Annotated in this window: 15 protein-coding genes; 6 read left to right on the forward strand and 9 right to left on the reverse strand. The window is 72.1% G+C overall.

Translation table 11 applies throughout. The annotated features are described in order from the left end of the window. The first annotated feature begins 19 nt into the window (after positions 1-19). Positions 20-985 carry a polysaccharide lyase family 1 protein gene (locus OG559_RS03430; protein ID WP_396673378.1) on the forward strand — a complete coding sequence of 322 codons (966 nt, stop codon included), beginning with the start codon at positions 20-22 and terminating at the stop codon, positions 983-985. Positions 986-1,034: 49 nt separating this feature from the next. Here OG559_RS03430 and miaB read toward each other — a convergent pair whose 3' ends face one another. Next, complete coding sequence (miaB, locus tag OG559_RS03435; protein WP_405112308.1) at positions 1,035-2,540, reverse strand: tRNA (N6-isopentenyl adenosine(37)-C2)-methylthiotransferase MiaB; 1,506 nt, start codon at positions 2,538-2,540, stop codon at positions 1,035-1,037. Positions 2,541-2,591: 51 nt separating this feature from the next. Between miaB and OG559_RS03440 the strand changes: the two genes are divergently transcribed. Next, entirely contained in the window at positions 2,592-2,825 is a 234-nt protein-coding gene (locus OG559_RS03440) for a DUF2277 family protein (RefSeq protein WP_387016254.1), read from the forward strand. A 129-nt stretch (positions 2,826-2,954) separates the two neighbouring features. On the opposite strand, the gene OG559_RS03445 is transcribed toward OG559_RS03440, so the two are convergent. Further along, positions 2,955-3,434 (reverse strand): hypothetical protein, encoded by a 480-nt coding sequence (locus tag OG559_RS03445; RefSeq protein WP_350885252.1) that lies wholly within the window; start codon positions 3,432-3,434, stop codon positions 2,955-2,957. 324 nt (positions 3,435-3,758) lie between these two features. Then, entirely contained in the window at positions 3,759-4,748 is a 990-nt protein-coding gene (selD, locus tag OG559_RS03450) for a selenide, water dikinase SelD (RefSeq protein WP_405112312.1), read from the reverse strand. Between the two features lie 203 nt (positions 4,749-4,951). Between selD and OG559_RS03455 the strand changes: the two genes are divergently transcribed. The 4 genes from OG559_RS03455 (at position 4,952) to OG559_RS03470 (ending at position 8,406) form a co-directional block, all read left to right on the forward strand. Next, the gene (locus tag OG559_RS03455; RefSeq protein WP_405112315.1) at positions 4,952-5,707 is read left to right on the forward strand and encodes an amino acid ABC transporter ATP-binding protein; all 756 of its coding nucleotides are present in this window, start codon (positions 4,952-4,954) and stop codon (positions 5,705-5,707) included. 59 nt (positions 5,708-5,766) lie between these two features. Next, the gene (locus OG559_RS03460; protein ID WP_405112317.1) at positions 5,767-6,702 is read left to right on the forward strand and encodes a glutamate ABC transporter substrate-binding protein; all 936 of its coding nucleotides are present in this window, start codon (positions 5,767-5,769) and stop codon (positions 6,700-6,702) included. A gap of 77 nt (positions 6,703-6,779) precedes the next feature. After that, the gene (locus OG559_RS03465) at positions 6,780-7,436 is read left to right on the forward strand and encodes an amino acid ABC transporter permease (protein WP_405112320.1); all 657 of its coding nucleotides are present in this window, start codon (positions 6,780-6,782) and stop codon (positions 7,434-7,436) included. A 97-nt stretch (positions 7,437-7,533) separates the two neighbouring features. Then, on the forward strand, positions 7,534-8,406 hold the full coding sequence (locus OG559_RS03470) for an amino acid ABC transporter permease (RefSeq protein WP_405112323.1): 873 nt from the start codon (positions 7,534-7,536) through the stop codon (positions 8,404-8,406). An 89-nt stretch (positions 8,407-8,495) separates the two neighbouring features. Here OG559_RS03470 and rny read toward each other — a convergent pair whose 3' ends face one another. From rny to OG559_RS03500, 6 genes are all read right to left on the reverse strand, one after another. Beyond that, positions 8,496-10,262 (reverse strand): ribonuclease Y, encoded by a 1,767-nt coding sequence (rny, locus tag OG559_RS03475; protein WP_405112326.1) that lies wholly within the window; start codon positions 10,260-10,262, stop codon positions 8,496-8,498. 784 nt (positions 10,263-11,046) lie between these two features. Next, positions 11,047-11,751, reverse strand: coding sequence for a 3-keto-5-aminohexanoate cleavage protein (locus OG559_RS03480; RefSeq protein WP_405112328.1), 705 nt, complete (start codon positions 11,749-11,751; stop codon positions 11,047-11,049). Between the two features lie 101 nt (positions 11,752-11,852). Further along, positions 11,853-12,548 carry a regulatory protein RecX gene (locus OG559_RS03485; protein ID WP_405112331.1) on the reverse strand — a complete coding sequence of 232 codons (696 nt, stop codon included), beginning with the start codon at positions 12,546-12,548 and terminating at the stop codon, positions 11,853-11,855. A 14-nt stretch (positions 12,549-12,562) separates the two neighbouring features. Beyond that, on the reverse strand, positions 12,563-13,609 hold the full coding sequence (gene recA / locus OG559_RS03490; RefSeq protein WP_350885269.1) for a recombinase RecA: 1,047 nt from the start codon (positions 13,607-13,609) through the stop codon (positions 12,563-12,565). A 187-nt stretch (positions 13,610-13,796) separates the two neighbouring features. Continuing rightward, positions 13,797-13,997 carry a DUF3046 domain-containing protein gene (locus tag OG559_RS03495; RefSeq protein WP_350885271.1) on the reverse strand — a complete coding sequence of 67 codons (201 nt, stop codon included), beginning with the start codon at positions 13,995-13,997 and terminating at the stop codon, positions 13,797-13,799. Then, positions 13,988-15,304 carry an MFS transporter gene (locus OG559_RS03500; protein ID WP_405112335.1) on the reverse strand — a complete coding sequence of 439 codons (1,317 nt, stop codon included), beginning with the start codon at positions 15,302-15,304 and terminating at the stop codon, positions 13,988-13,990. The genes OG559_RS03495 and OG559_RS03500 overlap by 10 nt, the downstream gene beginning before the upstream one ends. Between the last annotated feature and the right edge of the window lie 322 nt (positions 15,305-15,626).

The following is a 15,626-nucleotide window of genomic DNA, read 5'->3' on the forward strand; positions in this document are numbered from 1 at the left end:
AACACCGAAGGGAAGCACCATGCGCATCACGTCACGACGTCGGACGACGCTGCTCGCCGCAGCCGCCACCGCCTCGGTCCTCGTCGCCGGGGCCCTCACCGCCGCCACCGCGCCGGCCTCGGCCGCGCCGACCGACCTGGTCGGCTGGGCCACCCAGAACGGGGGCACCACCGGGGGCGGCAACGCCGCGACCACCACGGTCACCAGCGCCTCCGCGCTGACCACCGCGGTCGGCTCCAGCAGCGCGGCGGTGATCCGGGTCTCCGGCACCATCACCTGCTCCGGCATGCTGCGGGTCCGGTCGAACAAGACCATCCTCGGCAACCCGGGGGCGACCATCTCCGGCTGCGGGCTCAACATCAACGGCGACCGCAACGTCATCATCCGGAACATCACGTTCAAGAACTGGAACGACGACGCGATCAACGTTCAGGAGTCGGCGACCAACCTCTGGATCGACCACAACACCTTCACCAACGGCTACGACGGCGCGGTCGACATCAAGCGGGGCTCGGACTTCATCACCGTGTCGTGGAACCGGGTCCACAACCACGACAAGTCGATGCTGCTCGGCCACAGCGACGACAACGCCGGCCAGGACACCGGCCACCTGCGGGTGACCTACCACCACAACTGGTTCGACGCGAGCACCCAGCGCCACCCCCGGGTCCGCTTCGGGAACCCGGTGCACGTCTACAACAACTACTACTACAAGAACAGCGGCTACGGTGTGGCCTCCACGGAGGGCGCCGGCGTGCTCGTCGAGGGCAACTACTTCGACGGCGTCAGCGACCCGTACCACCTGGGTGAGGGCAGCTCCGGGCCGGGCACCCTGGTCGCCCGGAACAACCACCTCGTGGGCTCCGGCAGCGGCCAGACCGGCGGCAGCGTGAAGAGCATCCCGTACTCGTACACCCTCGACAGCGCGAGCAGCGTCAAGTCGATCGTGACGGGCGGCGCGGGCGCCGGCAAGATCTCGGTCTGATCGCCGGAAGGCTGGTCGGGGCCCGCCGGTGCGGCGGGCCCCGATCGCGTCAGTGGGCGGCGCAGCCGGTCGTCGGCGCGGGGGCCGCGGCCGGCGCCCCGATCGTGGGCAGGCCGAGCAACACCCCGGGGGTACGCGGGGAGCGGCCCGCCTCGGCGGCGTCGCCGGCCCGGGTGCGGCGGTGCGACAGCGGCTCGCCGTCTGCGTTGAGGTGGTGCGGGGCGGCGTACGTGACCGTGGTGTGCACGACGTCCCCGGGACGGATCCGCCCGGCGAGGGCCCCCGCGCCCGTCGCGAAGTGCACGAGGCGGCCGTCGCGGGCCCGGCCGGACATCCGGCCGGTGCGCTCGTCCTTGCGGCCCTCGCCGACGGCGACCAGCACCTCGAGGGTCTCGCCGACCAGCCGCTTGTTCTCCGCCCAGGTGATCTCCTCGACCGTGGCGATCAGCCGCTCGTACCGCTCCTGGACCACCTGCTTGGGGATCTGGCCGTCCATCGTCGCGGCCGGGGTGCCGGGGCGCTTGGAGTACTGGAAGGTGAACGCCGAGGAGAACCGGGACTCGCGGACCACGTCCAGGGTGCGCTGGAAGTCCGCCTCGGTCTCGCCGGGGAAGCCGACGATGATGTCGGTGGTGATCGCCGCGTCCGGCATCGCCGCCCGGACCTTGGAGATGATCCCCAGGTACTTCTCCGACCGGTACGACCGACGCATCGCTTTGAGCACGTCGTCCGAGCCGGACTGCAACGGCATGTGCAGCGAGGGGCAGACGTTCGGGGTCTCGGCCATCGCGGCGATCACGTCGTCGGTGAAGTCCTTCGGGTGCGGGCTGGTGAACCGGACCCGCTCCAGCCCGTCGATGTCCCCGCAGGCCCGCAGCAGCTTGCCGAACGCGTACCGGTCGCCGAACTCGGCGCCGTAGGAGTTGACGTTCTGCCCGAGCAGGGTCACCTCCAGCACGCCCTCGTCGACCAGGGCGCGGACCTCGGAGAGGATGTCGCCGGGGCGGCGGTCCTTCTCCTTGCCGCGCAGGGAGGGCACGATGCAGAACGTGCACGTGTTGTTGCAGCCCACCGAGATCGACACCCAGCCGGCGTACGTCGACTCGCGCCGCGTCGGCAGCGTCGAGGGGAAGACGTCGAGGGATTCGAGGATCTCCACCTCGGCGGCGGCGTTGTGCCGGGCCCGCTCCAGCAGCGCCGGCAGCGAGCCGATGTTGTGCGTGCCGAACACCACGTCCACCCAGGGGGCCTTGCGGACGATGTCGCCGCGGTCCTTCTGGGCGAGACAGCCGCCGACGGCGATCTGCATTCCCGGATGCTTGTCCTTCACGGGGCGCAGATGACCCAGGTTGCCGTAGAGCCGGTTGTCGGCGTTCTCCCGGACGGCGCAGGTGTTGAACACCACCACGTCCGGGTTGTCGTCGGCCTCGGCGGCACGCAGGTAACCAGCCTGTTCCAGCAGGCCGGAGATGCGCTCGGAGTCGTGCACGTTCATCTGGCAGCCGTACGTGCGCACCTGGTAGGTGCGCGGGCTGCCCGCGGCTGCGGTAGTCATGACCCGGACAGCGTATCCGGGCGAGCCGATCAACTCGAACGAGGAGGAGCCGTGTGCCGAAGCATCAAGACCTTGCGTGAGCCGTACGTGCCGGAGGTGACCCGGGCCGACGTAGAGGCGGCGGCGTTGCAGTACGTCCGGAAGATCTCCGGGTTCCGGGCGCCGGCCGCGCACAACGCGGCGGCGTTCGACGCGGCGGTGGCCGCCGTCGCCGAGGCCACCGCGACCCTGCTGGACCAGCTGGTGGTCCGCGGCGGGAGCCAGCAGCCGGCCGCCGGGGGCTGACCCGGACGCGTGATCCCGGTTCTTCCGGTGCGCGCACTTTCACGGAATGTGTGGTGTCGGCGCACGCCATGGCCACACATTCCGTGAAAGTGCCCGTAGGGGCGGGTGGGGTGGGGTGGGGTGGGGTGGTCAGGCGGCGGCCAGGGCCGGGACGACCGAGTCCGGGGCCCACCTGGAGCGGTGGCACCGGGACCAGCCCCGGCAGCCGGGGTTGGCCAGCGTGCAGAGGCGCTGGTTGCCCAGCACCTCGCCGTCGTCGGTCTCGGCGACGTCGAAGTGCACCGGGCGGATCGTGCCGTCGGGCGCGACCAGCAGGTGCCGGCCGGCGTCGAGGGTGTCGTCGCGCAGCAGGCAGTTACGGCCGAGCAGCCGGGCCAGCGCGGCGATGCCGGGCAGCTCGGGCAGGCTCTCGGGCACCCCGTAACAGTCCACGATCGTGCCGAACTCCCCCGGCGCCTGCCAGACGTCGCAGATCACCGCGTACGTGGGCAACCGGGCGGGGTCGGCCACCGCGAGCGGCATCACCACCCGCCCCAGGGCCTCGGCCAACGCCGGGTAGACCTCCACCGGGGGTACCCCGTCGATTCTCCAGTTCCACAGCTCGGTCATGCCGCCTCCTCGCTGCGTTCGTCCCACCGGCCTCCGGATCGGGCCTTAATGACGATGGTGGGGGGCATTTGACCTCAGCCGGGCGCAAGTTACCGGTCTGTGACCATTCCGGGCATAATTTCCTGACCCGCCGTTGCGCAGAGTGGCGGGAAGGTGACAGTTTATCGGGTATGGTGGCTGTCCGGCATCCGACACTCGCTTCCGAATCAACGGCCGCAGGGCGGGCTCAGCGCCACGGCTCGGGCCCGGTGCCACGGCCCGGCTCGGGCCCGGTGCCACGGCCCGGCTCGGGCCCGGTGCCACGGCCCGGTGCCACGGCCCGGCTCAGCGCAGCACGACGAGGTGGTCGCCGCGCGGCAGCAGCTCGCCGATCACCGTGGCCCCCGGGAGTTCGCCGGCGACCAGCAGCCCGCCCGAGGTCTGAGCGTCGGCCAGCAGCAGCCGCTCCGCCTCGCCGGCCGCGCCGAAGTCGGTCCACGGGGCGACCCAGTCCAGGTTGCGGCGGGTGCCGCCGCTGACGTACCCGTCGCGGACGGCCTCCCGCGCGCCCGGCAGGTACGGCACCCGGGCCGCGTCGATCGCCACCGTGAGCCGGCTGGCCCGGGCCAGCTTCGAGGCGTGCCCGAGCAGCCCGAAGCCGGTCACGTCGGTGCCGCAGCGGACCCCGGCGGCGACCGCCGCGCGGGCGGCGTCCCGGTTCAGCGCCGCCATCGAGGCGACCGCCTCGGCGAACCACTCCCCGGTGGCCTTGTGCCGGGTGTTGAGCACCCCCACGCCGAGCGGCTTGGTCAGCGACAACGGCAGCCCGGCCCGCCCGGCGTCCAGCGTGATCAGCTCCTCCGGCCGGACCACACCGGTGACCGCGAGGCCGTACTTCGGGCCGTCGTCGTCGACGCTGTGCCCGCCGGACAGGTGGCAGCCGGCCTCCCGGGCCACGTCCTGGCCGCCGCGCAGCACCTCCCCGGCCAGCTCGATCGGCAGCCGCTCCCGGGGCCAGCAGAGCAGGTTGAGCGCGACCAGCGGCGTGCCGCCCATGGCGTACACGTCGGAGAGCGCGTTCGCGGCGGCGATCCGTCCCCAGTCGTACGCGTCGTCGACGACCGGGGTGAAGAAGTCGGCGGTGCTGACCAGGCCGGTCCGCTCGTCGAGGCGGACCACCGTGGCGTCGTCGCCGTGGTCGAGGCCGACCAGCAGCTCGGCCGTGCCGCTGGCGGGGCCGAGGCCGGCGACCAACGTCTCCAGCTCGCCGGGCGGAATCTTGCACGCGCACCCACCACCGCGGGCGTATTCGGTCAGGCGCACCGGTTCGGTCATCCCCCCATGGTCTCCGAGAGGGGTGTGCCCCGCCAGCCGGCTGGCCGTCCGGCCGTCCGGGTCGGGAATTCGGACTCCTGGCGACGATCGTTACCGGTGTTACCGCACCGTGACCAGATGAGTTGCGTTCCGCCATCTCGGCCCGCCTACAGTGGCCGGACCGGGGGTCATCCGACTCCCTGGCGTACACGACGACAGGGACGGTGGACGACGTGACGACGGGCGAACCGCTCATCGTGCTGGACGGGGTCAACAAGTACTTCGGGCCGCTGCACGTGCTGCAGGACGTCTCGCTCTCGGTCGACCGGGGCGAGGTCGTCGTGGTGATCGGCCCGTCCGGGTCCGGGAAGTCGACGCTGTGCCGGGCGATCAACCGGCTGGAGCCGATCAGCTCCGGCACCATCACCTTCGACGGCCAGCAACTGCCGGACGAGGGGAAGGCGCTGGCGAAACTGCGCAGCGAGGTCGGCATGGTGTTCCAGTCGTTCAACCTCTTCGCGCACAAGACGATCCTGGAGAACGTCACCCTCGGGCCGGTCAAGGTCCGCAAGGAGAAGCCGGCGAGCGCGCGGGAGCGCGGGCTGGCCCTGCTGGACCGGGTGGGCATCGCCAACCAGGCCGACAAGTTCCCCGCCCAGCTCTCCGGCGGCCAGCAGCAGCGGGTGGCGATCGCCCGCGCGCTGGCCATGCAGCCCAAGGCGATGCTCTTCGACGAGCCGACCAGCGCGCTGGACCCGGAGATGGTGGGCGAGGTGCTGGACGTGATGACCTCGCTGGCCCGCGAGGGCATGACCATGGTCGTGGTCACCCACGAGATGGGCTTCGCCAGGCACGCGGCGAACCGGGTCATCTTCATGGCCGACGGTCAGCTCGTCGAGGACGCTCCGCCAGCCGAGTTCTTCGCCAACCCGCGCACCGATCGCGCCAAGGACTTCCTGTCGAAGATCCTGACGCACTAGGCGTCCGTTCGTGGAGCGCGTCGTCCCCCGGCGAGCTCCGCTCGTAGAAGGAGAGAAGTATGCGTTTCAAGCGCGTGGCGGCGGTCGCCATGATGGCCTCGCTCGCCCTCTCGGCCGCAGCCTGCGGCAAGGAGGGTAGCCCCACCCCGAGCGGCGACGGCAAAGCTTCCGGCGGCGCGCAGGGTGACTCCTGCACGTCGTCCGGCGCGACCTTCACCCCGAAGGCGGACGCCAACGTCGCCGGCAGCCCGACGTTCACGAAGATCAAGAGCGCCGGCAAGGTCACCGTGGGTGTCAAGTTCGACCAGCCGAACCTCGGCTACAAGGACGCCCAGGGTAAGCGCTGCGGCTTCGATGTGGAGATCGCCCAGTACATCGCAAGCACTCTCGGCGTCGACCCGGCGAAAATCGAGTACAAGGAGATCGTCTCTTCCAACCGGGAGACCGCGATCAAGGGCGGCGAGGTCGACTACTACGTCGGCACGTACTCGATCACCGACAAGCGCAAGACCGACATCTCGTTCGCCGGCCCGTACTTCATCGCCGGCCAGGACCTGCTGGTCCGCAAGGACGAGACGGCGATCACCGGCAAGGACACTCTCAAGGGCAAGAAGGTCTGCTCGGCCAGCGGCTCCACCCCGATCCAGAAGATCCGGGATGAGGGCCTCACCGAGGGTGAGAACATCGTCGAGTTCAAGACCTACTCCGAGTGTGTCTCGCAGCTGCTCGACAAGAAGGTCGACGCCGTCACCACCGACGACGCGATCCTCAAGGGCTACGCCGCGCAGAACCCGGACGGGCTCAAGGTCGTCGGCCAGCCGTTCAGCACCGAGAAGTACGGCATCGGCCTGCCGAAGGACGACAAGGCGCTGCGTGACTACGTCAACACCCAGCTCGAGGCCGCGTACAAGGACGGGACCTGGCAGAAGGTCTACGACGGCACGCTCGGCAAGTCTGGCTCCTCGGCGACCCCGCCGCCGCTCGAGCGCTACTGACCCACGGTTCACCACGTGACGTGGCGCCGGGCGGGGATCCTCCCGCCCGGCGCCCTCCCGAGGACTGAGAGCGAGGCATGGGCGAGTTCTTCCGCGTCCTGACGGACAACTGGACCCTGTACCGTGAAGGGTTCACCACCACCGTTCAGCTGTTCCTGATCGCCGCAGTCGGCAGCCTCGTCCTCGGCACCCTCCTCGGCGCCATGCGGGTCTCCCCGGTCCCGGCGCTGCGGGCGTTCGGCGCGACCTACGTCAACATCGTCCGGAACACCCCGCTGACCCTGGTCTTCGCGTTCCTCGTCTTCGCGGTGCCGAAGCTGGACGTGAACATCGACTACTTCCCCAGCGCCTGCATCGCGCTAACCGTCTACACCTCCGCGTTCGTCTGCGAGGTGACCCGCTCCGGGGTCAACACGGTCGCCACCGGGCAGGCCGAGGCGGCCCGGGCGCTGGGCATGAGCTTCGCCCAGGTGCTGACCCTGATCGTGCTGCCGCAGGCGCTTCGGGCGATGGTGCCGCCGATGATGAGCGTGTTCATCGCGATGCTGAAGAACACCACGATCGCCGCCGGCTTCTCGGTGCTGGAGGCCGGCGCGATCCCGGCGTACATGTCAGAGCGGGGCGAGCCGCAGTTCGCCGTCCTGCTCTGGATCACCATCGGCTTCCTCATCCTGATCCTGCCATTGGTGGCGCTCCAACGGTTCATGGAGCGCAAGTGGAGGGTGGCACGGTGAGCGCGAGGAGTGAGCTTGCGAGCCCCGCAGTCGCGAACGGGGGTGGCACGGTGATCGATTTTGCGAGCGCCGCAGTCGCGGACGGAGGGTGGGCCCGGTGAGTCAGGCTTCGGTTCTCTACGACCTGCCCGGGCCGAGGGCCCGGCGGCGCAACGCGCTCCTCGGCGTCGCGTCGCTCGTCGGCATCGTCGCGCTGCTCGCCTGGGTCGGCTGGAAGTTCTACGACACCGGCCAGTTCGAGGCCCGCAAGTGGGAGCAGTTCCAGTACGCGGCGGTGCAGCGGGAACTCCTCGCCGGCCTGTGGGCCACCCTCAAGGCGGCCGGCATCGCCGCGGTGCTGGCGCTGCTGTTCGGCGCGGTCTTCGCCAGCGCCCGGCTCAGCGACAAGTGGGTCCTGCGCGCACCGGCCACGTTCGTGGTCGAGCTGTTCCGGGCCATCCCACTGCTGATCCTGATCTTCTTCGGCTACTACGTGCCGCTGCAGTACGGCTGGTCGATCGACAAGCTGTGGGCCCTGGTCATCGGCCTGATGCTCTACAACGGCTCAGTGCTGGCGGAGATCTTCCGCGCCGGCATCAACGCGGTCCCCTACGGCCAGACCGAGGGCGCGTACGCCATCGGCCTGCGCAAGAACCAGGTGCTGCGGCTGATTCTGCTGCCGCAGGCGTTCCGGTCGATGCTGCCGGCGATCGTGAGCCAGCTCGTCGTGCTGCTCAAGGACACCGCGCTCGGCTTCATCATCACCTACCCGGAGCTGCTCTTCGTCGGCAAGCAGATCGGCGGCCGGCTGGCGTTCGGGCTGCCGTACGTGCCGACGTACCTGATCGTCGGGGCGATCTACATCGCCATCTGCGGCCTGCTGTCGATCTTCGCGTGGTGGCTGCAGAAGCGGATGGGGCGGATGCCACGTACCGCCGCAAAAGTGCTCCCGGCCCAGGATGCCGGCGCGGACGCCTCCCGGATGGTGTGACCTTTCGGTCCTGATAGCCGACGGGCGGGTGGAGATCTCCACCCGCCCGTCGGCATTTCCGGTCGCTCTGAGCCGCCCCTGCCTGCCGGTCAGCGGGCGATCTCGGTGACCCGGGACTCGCGCACCACGGTCACCCGGATCTGCCCCGGGTAGGTCAGCTCCTCCTCGATTTGCTTGGCCACGTCCCGGGCCAGCACCGCCGCGCCGATGTCGTCGACGTCGTCGGGCTTGACCATCACCCGGATCTCCCGGCCCGCCTGCATGGCGAAGACCTTCTCCACGCCGATCTTCGCGGCCGCGATCTCCTCGATCCGCTCCAGCCGCTTGACGTACGCCTCCAGGCTCTCCCGCCGGGCCCCCGGCCGGCCACCGGAGCAGGCGTCGGAAGCCTGGGTGAGGACGGCCTCGATGGTCTGCGGCGGCACCTCGTTGTGGTGCGCCTCGATGGCGTGGACGACGTCCTCGCTCTCGCCGTACTTGCGGGCCAGGTCGGCGCCGATGATGGCGTGGCTGCCCTCCACCTCGTGGGTGAGCGCCTTGCCGATGTCGTGCAGGAACGCCGACCGCTTGATCGTCGGCACGTCCAGCCGCAGCTCGGCGGCCATGATCCCGGCGATGTGCGCGGTCTCCACCAGGTGCTTGAGCACGTTCTGCCCGTACGAGGTGCGGTAGCGCAGCCGGCCGAGCAGGGTGACCATCTCGTCGTGGATCTCGGTGATGCCGACCTCGACGAGGGCGTCCTCGGCGGCGCGGCGGCAGAGCTGCTCCACCTCCTGCCGGGCCAGGTCGTAGACCTCCTCGATCCGGTGCGGGTGGATCCGGCCGTCGAGGACCAGCTTCTCCAGGGTGACCCGGCCGACCTCGCGCCGCACCGGGTCGAAGCAGGAGAGCAGCACCGCCTCGGGGGTGTCGTCGATGATCAGGTTGACCCCGGTGACCGACTCGAAGGCGCGGATATTGCGCCCCTCCCGGCCGATGATCCGCCCCTTCATCTCGTCCCCGGGCAGGTGCAGGACGCTGACCACGCTCTCCGAGGTCTGCTCGCTGGCGATCCGCTGGATGGCGTCCACCACGATGTGCCGGGCGCGCTGATCGGCCGTGCTGCGGGCGTCCGACTCGATGTCCCGGACCAGCAGCGCGGCCTCCCGCTTGGCCTGCGTCTCGATCGCCTCGATCAGCTCCGTGCGGGCGGCGTCGACGGTCAGCCCGGCGACGCGCTCCAGCTCCCGCCGGACCTGCTCCTCCGCCTCGGTCAGGGCCCGTTCCCGCTCGACCAGCGCGGACTCCCGGACGGCCAGGGCGGCGCTGGCAGCGGTGAGCTGCCGCTCCCGGCCGGCGAACCGCTCCACCTCCTCGGTGTGCAACCGCTCCCGCTCGTCCATCCGGGCGGCCCGCCGCTCCACCTCGGCGGCCTGTTCCCGGGTGGTCGAGGCGAGCACCGCCACCTCGCGTTCGCCGCTGCGCCGGGCCGCCGTGCGCAGTTGCTCGGCGTCCGCCTCGGCCTGCTTGTGGGCCCGCTCCAGGACGGTGTCCGCCTCCGCGCGGGCGCCGTCGAGCACCCGCCCGGCCTCTGAGCGGGCCGCCTTCGCCTCGGCCTTCGCGGCGGCGGCCTCGGCACGCGCCGCCGCGGCGGCGGACTTGGCCACGTCGATGGTGCTGTTCACCTCGTCGGCGGCGGTACGCAGCGCGGCCAGGGACTGTTCCTGGCGGTCCTTCTCGGCGACGAAGGCCGGATCCTCGGGGCGGGGGGCGGTGCTGATCCGACGCATCGTGCGCAGCCCCACCAGCACCGCGCCGACGACCACGACGGCCAGCACCAGCACCACGACGAGGATGAGGGCATCGAAGGCGTTCACGACCGCACCGCCACATCGACGCGGGCCGAAACGAGCCGACGGGCCGAAACGAGCCGACTGGCCGGGACGAGCCGACTGGCCGGGACGAGCGGGCGGTCCTGGCCGCCGCTGCCGCTGCCGCTGCCGCTGGCGGTGGCGGTGGCGGTGGCGGTGGCGGTGGCGGTGGCGGAACTGCGGCGTGCCGCCCGGGTGTCTTCCGGGCAGGAGCCGGGGCGGGCGACTCGGGCGCCGCCGGGTCGGAGGCCACAGCGCGCCGCGCCGCCGCCGACCCCGTCGCCCGTCGGTGCGCCGCGACCGACGGCCGTCCTGTCGGGACCACCGGTGTACCTGTGCCACCCCGCCATGGCCGCCTCCCCTGAACGTCGGCGCCGCAGTGCTCGTGCCACTGGGCACGCGCGCTGCGGCTCTGAGACGCCCGACCTGAGCGGCTGGCCATGGGTAGCTCTCACCACCGGCGGTGCCCGTGGGCATCGTCGGCAGCCGGGTGCAGTTGTCGCACCAGCTCCGGTCCGGCCTGTCGGAGCTGGCACCGCAGGCCGGCGAGCCGGCCAAAGTGATGCTGTTCTGTTACGCGATCTATGTTGTGCGCTTAGCCTGCGCTGGTCGGGCAATGTGAGCCTGTATGGCGAGGCTAGGTCTCCGGGGGCCGTCTGGTCAAGGACTCATGATCAAACCCCTCGAACGGAGCGAAGTTGGAGGGTCACCGAACGCCGATCCGACGCCGGACACCGCCGGACAAAGGTGGCGTGGCGCGCCCGCCGCCGGGGCATCGGCGCTGCTCGGCTCAGTGGGCTCCACCCGCGAGGGCCGCGTCGACCAGCGCGGCATTGTCGGCGGCCGGCGCGCCGCCCGGCAGCACGAGGGTGTCCTCCAGCCCGATTCTGGTGTCGAGCCCACGACCGACGGCCTCGGCGAGCATCGGCCACACCGCCGGGCCCTCGGCGTGCAGCAGCACCGGCGGGCCACCGGGCGGCAGGGCGGCGAGAATGCCGGCCGCCTCGACCAGCGCGTCCGCCGGATCGGGGGCCATGCACTCGACGAGGACCCGCAGGGCCGGCACCCGCCAGCCCCGGTACGCCCGGACGGCGTCCAGGGTCCAGACGCCGGCCTCGACGGCCACGCCCCGCTCGACCAGCGCCGCCGCCACCTGCTCGGCACCGACCTCGTGCACGTTGACCGACGCGAAGTCGGGCGGCACCCGCCAGGCCCGCACGGCGGCCACCCGGGCGGCCGGATCCGGCTCGATCCACGCGCCGGTACTCACGCCGACCGGCAGCCCGGGGCAGGCGGCGCGCAGCGCGGCGACCGCCGCGTCGACCGCCGCCGGGGCGAGCGACTCCGCGCCGGCGGCGTCGCGTGGGTGGACGTGTACCGCCGCGACCCCGAGGACGGCGCAGCGATATGCGTCGGCGGCCAACTCGGCCGCGGTGACCGGCACGGCGGGGTGTTCGGCCCGGCTCCGGCCGCCGTTGAGACACGCCTTCAACATCGATGCCGCCTTCCCGCCACACCCCGCCGATCATCGCTTGACGAACCCACCGGGACACCCACCGCCTCCGCCGGACATCCCACCCGGCCGGCCGGGCGCTGTCAGTCGAGGCTGCGGCTGTCCCGGTCGACGTCGCCCTCCGCGTCGGCGAGCGCGTCGGCGTCGATCCGGTCGGCGAACTCGGCCGCCTCGGCGCTCTGCGCGGCGAGCGCGTCCTTCACCGCCCGGATCGCCACGCCGGGCGGGTAGCCCTTGCGGGCGAGCATGCCGACGAGCCGGCGGAACACCGCGTCCGGCTCGCCCCGGGCCGTGCGCAGCTTCCGTTCGACCAGCACCCGGGCCGTCTCGGCCTCGGTCTCCTCGTCCAGCTCGCCGAGCGCCTCGGTGGCCACCTCGCCGTCCACGCCGCGCCGGCGCAGCTCGTTGGCGAGCGCCCGGCGGGCCAGCCCCCGGCCGGCGTGCCGGCTGGACACCCAGGCCCGGGCGAAGGCTGCGTCGTCGATGATGCCGACCTCGTCGTACCGGTCGAGCACTCCGGCGGAAACCTCTTCGGAGATCCCCCGCTTGGCGAGCGCAGCGGCCAGCTCGGCCCGGGTGCGCGGGCGCAGGGCGAGCTGGCGCAGGCAGATCTCCCGCGCCACCTCGGCCTCGTCCCGGGGCGGGGCCTGCCCGCCGGCCTCCGGGTCGGTCGCCGGATCGGGGCGGCCACGCCGGGGACGGGGCGGAGTCTCGGCGTCGCCCGACCGGGACGGGCTGGCATCCCAGCCCCGCCCCGTCCGGGCGCGTCGTCCTGCCACTGGTCAGCTACCGGTCAGAAGTCGACCGGCGGCAGCTCCGGGCCACCGGCGGCGTCGCCCGCGCCGACCCCGACGCCGAGCTTCTCCAGGATCTTCTTCTCGATCTCGGCCGCCACGTCCGGGTTTTCCTTGAGGAACTCCCGGGCCTTCTCCTTGCCCTGGCCGAGCTGGTCACCGTCGTACGTGTACCAGGCGCCGGACTTGCGGATGATCGCCTGCTCCACGCCCACGTCGATGAGCGAGCCCTCGCGGGAGATTCCCTTGCCGTACATGATGTCGAACTCGGCCTGCTTGAACGGCGCGGCGACCTTGTTCTTCACGACCTTGCACCGGGTGCGGTTACCGACCACGTCGGTGCCGTCCTTGAGGCTCTCGATACGGCGCACGTCGAGCCGGACCGAGGCGTAGAACTTCAGCGCCCGGCCACCGGTGGTGGTCTCCGGGCTGCCGAACATCACGCCGATCTTCTCGCGGAGCTGGTTGATGAAGATCGCCGTGGTGCCGGTGTTGTTGAGCACGCCGGTGATCTTCCGCAGCGCCTGGCTCATCAGCCGGGCCTGGAGGCCCACGTGGCTGTCGCCCATCTCGCCCTCGATCTCGGCGCGCGGCACCAGGGCCGCCACCGAGTCGATCACGATGATGTCGATCGCGCCGGAGCGGACCAGCATGTCCACGATCTCCAGCGCCTGCTCACCGGTGTCCGGCTGGGAGACCAGCAGGGCATCGGTGTCGACGCCGAGGGCCTTCGCGTAGTCCGGGTCGAGCGCGTGCTCGGCGTCGACGAAGGCGGCGATGCCGCCGGCCCGCTGGGCGTTGGCCACCGCGTGCAGGGCCACCGTCGTCTTACCGCTGGATTCCGGGCCGTAGATCTCGACGACCCGGCCGCGGGGCAGACCGCCCACGCCGAGCGCCACGTCGAGCGCGATGGAACCGGTCGGGATGACCGAGGTCTGGACAACCGGCCGCTCCCCCAGCCGCATCACCGAGCCCTTGCCGAACTGCTTGTCGATCTGGGCGAGAGCAAGGTCGAGCGCCTTCTCCCGGTCGGGCCCTGCCGCCATGTTTGCCACCCCTGCCTTCGCCGGCGTCTTTGCTGCTGAGCTTCTCGTCACGCGGACACGCTAGGCGCTGGGTCCGACAGAACACCAGCCGACCGGCCGTGAGCTGTGGACGAGCACCCCGCTGTGGACAATAGCCGAACAGGTGTACGACTCGACAAGCGACACGCGGACCGGAAGAAATGGCTGCTCAGCGTAGCCGCGCAGGCACCCGGTCGGGGTACGCGGCGACCACCGCCCGCCACACCACGTGGGTCTGCTCACCCGATCTCAGCGCCTGCTCGATGGTCCGCCCACCGAGCTGGGACAGCACCTGGTCCGAGGCGATACTGGCCGCGTAGCCCCGCCCGAACACCTCCTCCAGCCGGGTCCAGAAGTCGGTCAGCCGCACTGTCGGTCCTCCTCGTCCGGCGCCGGTACGGACGCCGGACGCAACGCTAGCGCCAGCAGGGGCACCGTCGCGATCGCCGCCAGCAGGGTGAGCGTCGGGTACCCGGCCACCTGCATGACGAACCCGCTCAGCGCGCCGGCGGCGGCCCCGGCCAGGCCCATCGTCAGGTCCGAGAGCCCCTGCACGCTGGGCCGCACGGCGGTGGGCACCGACTCCGACAGCAGGGTGGAGCCGGCCACCATCGTCCCGGACCAGCCCAGCCCGAGCAGGACCAGGCCGACCGAGAGCCCCGCCGTGTGGTGCCCGGAGACGCCCGCCACCGCACAGGCCGCCAGCAGCACCGCCAGGCCGCCGAGGATCACCGGGCGTCGGCCGAGCCGGTCGGTGAGCCAGCCGACCACCGGGGACAGCGCGTACATGCCGGCGATGTGCAGGCTGAGCACGACCCCGACCACCCCGAGCACGGCGGCGTCGGAGTGGTACTCGCCGAGGCGTACCGGGGTCATCGACATCACCGCGACCATCACCAGGTGGCCGACCGCGACGGCGGCGATGCCCAGCCGGGCCGCCGGCCGCGCGCGGACCACCTGCCAGGCCACCCGCATGCCCGCCCCGCGCCGGGCCGCCGCCGGCCCGCCGGCCGCCTCGGGGGCCTCGGCCGCCGCGAGCCGGCGCGCGGTGAGCAGCGGATCCGGCCGCAACAGCACCAGCAGTACGCCGGCGGCGAGCGTGAACGCCACGGCGCTGAACGCGAACGGGCCGGCCAGCGGCGGCAGGCCCCAGCCCCGGGTGGTCCGGTCGGCCAACGCGGCGAAGTTCGGCGCGGCCACCGCCCCGACCGTGGTGGCCCAGACGACCAGGGAGAGCTGACGGCCCCGGCGGGCCGGCTCGGCAAGATCGACGGCCGTGTAGCGGGCCTGGAGGTTGGCGGCCGTGCCGCCGCCGAACAGCAGCATGCCGAGGAAGAGCAGGGGCACCTGGCGGGTCACCGCGGCAAGCACCACCAGCACGCCCCCGGCGGCCCCGACCAGGTACGCGGTGACCAGGCCGGGTCTGCGGCCGTATCCCGTCATGATCCGGGTGACCGGGACGGCGAGCAGCGCGCCGCCCACCACCCCGGCGCTCTGCGCCAGGCCGGCGACCGCCGTGCCGGCGATCCGGGCGGCGAGCAGCGCCCCGACCGTGACGCCGATGGTGACGCCGACGCCCCCGATGATCTGGGTCACGAAGAGCAGCCGCACCGTCCGGCGCTGGATCGGGGCGACGTCGATCCGGCTCGGGGCCGGAGCGGTGAGGTCGGTGGCCATCGGGACTCCTCGGGAAGGGGCGGTGGGCTCCCGGGTACGGGAGGTGGGCTCCCGGGTACGGGCGGTGGGCTCCCGGGTAAGGGGTGGTGGGCTGCCCCATCCTTGCGCAGCCCGGCCCAGGCCGGCACCCTGGTCTGCCACAGGCCGAACTTCCGATCGCCGTCACCAGGTAGCCGGGGCAGAAGCCGGCCAGCCACCACTCACGCTGGGCGGCCGTCGGCTCGGCGGCGCACGGGCAGCCACCACTCACGCTGGGCGGCCCGGCGGCCCGGCGGCTCGGCGGCGCACGGGCCGGCACCGCTCACGCTGGGCGGCGGCCACC

Origin of the sequence: Micromonospora sp. NBC_01405 (assembly GCF_045040155.1) — a bacterium.
Lineage (GTDB): Bacteria > Actinomycetota > Actinomycetes > Mycobacteriales > Micromonosporaceae > Micromonospora.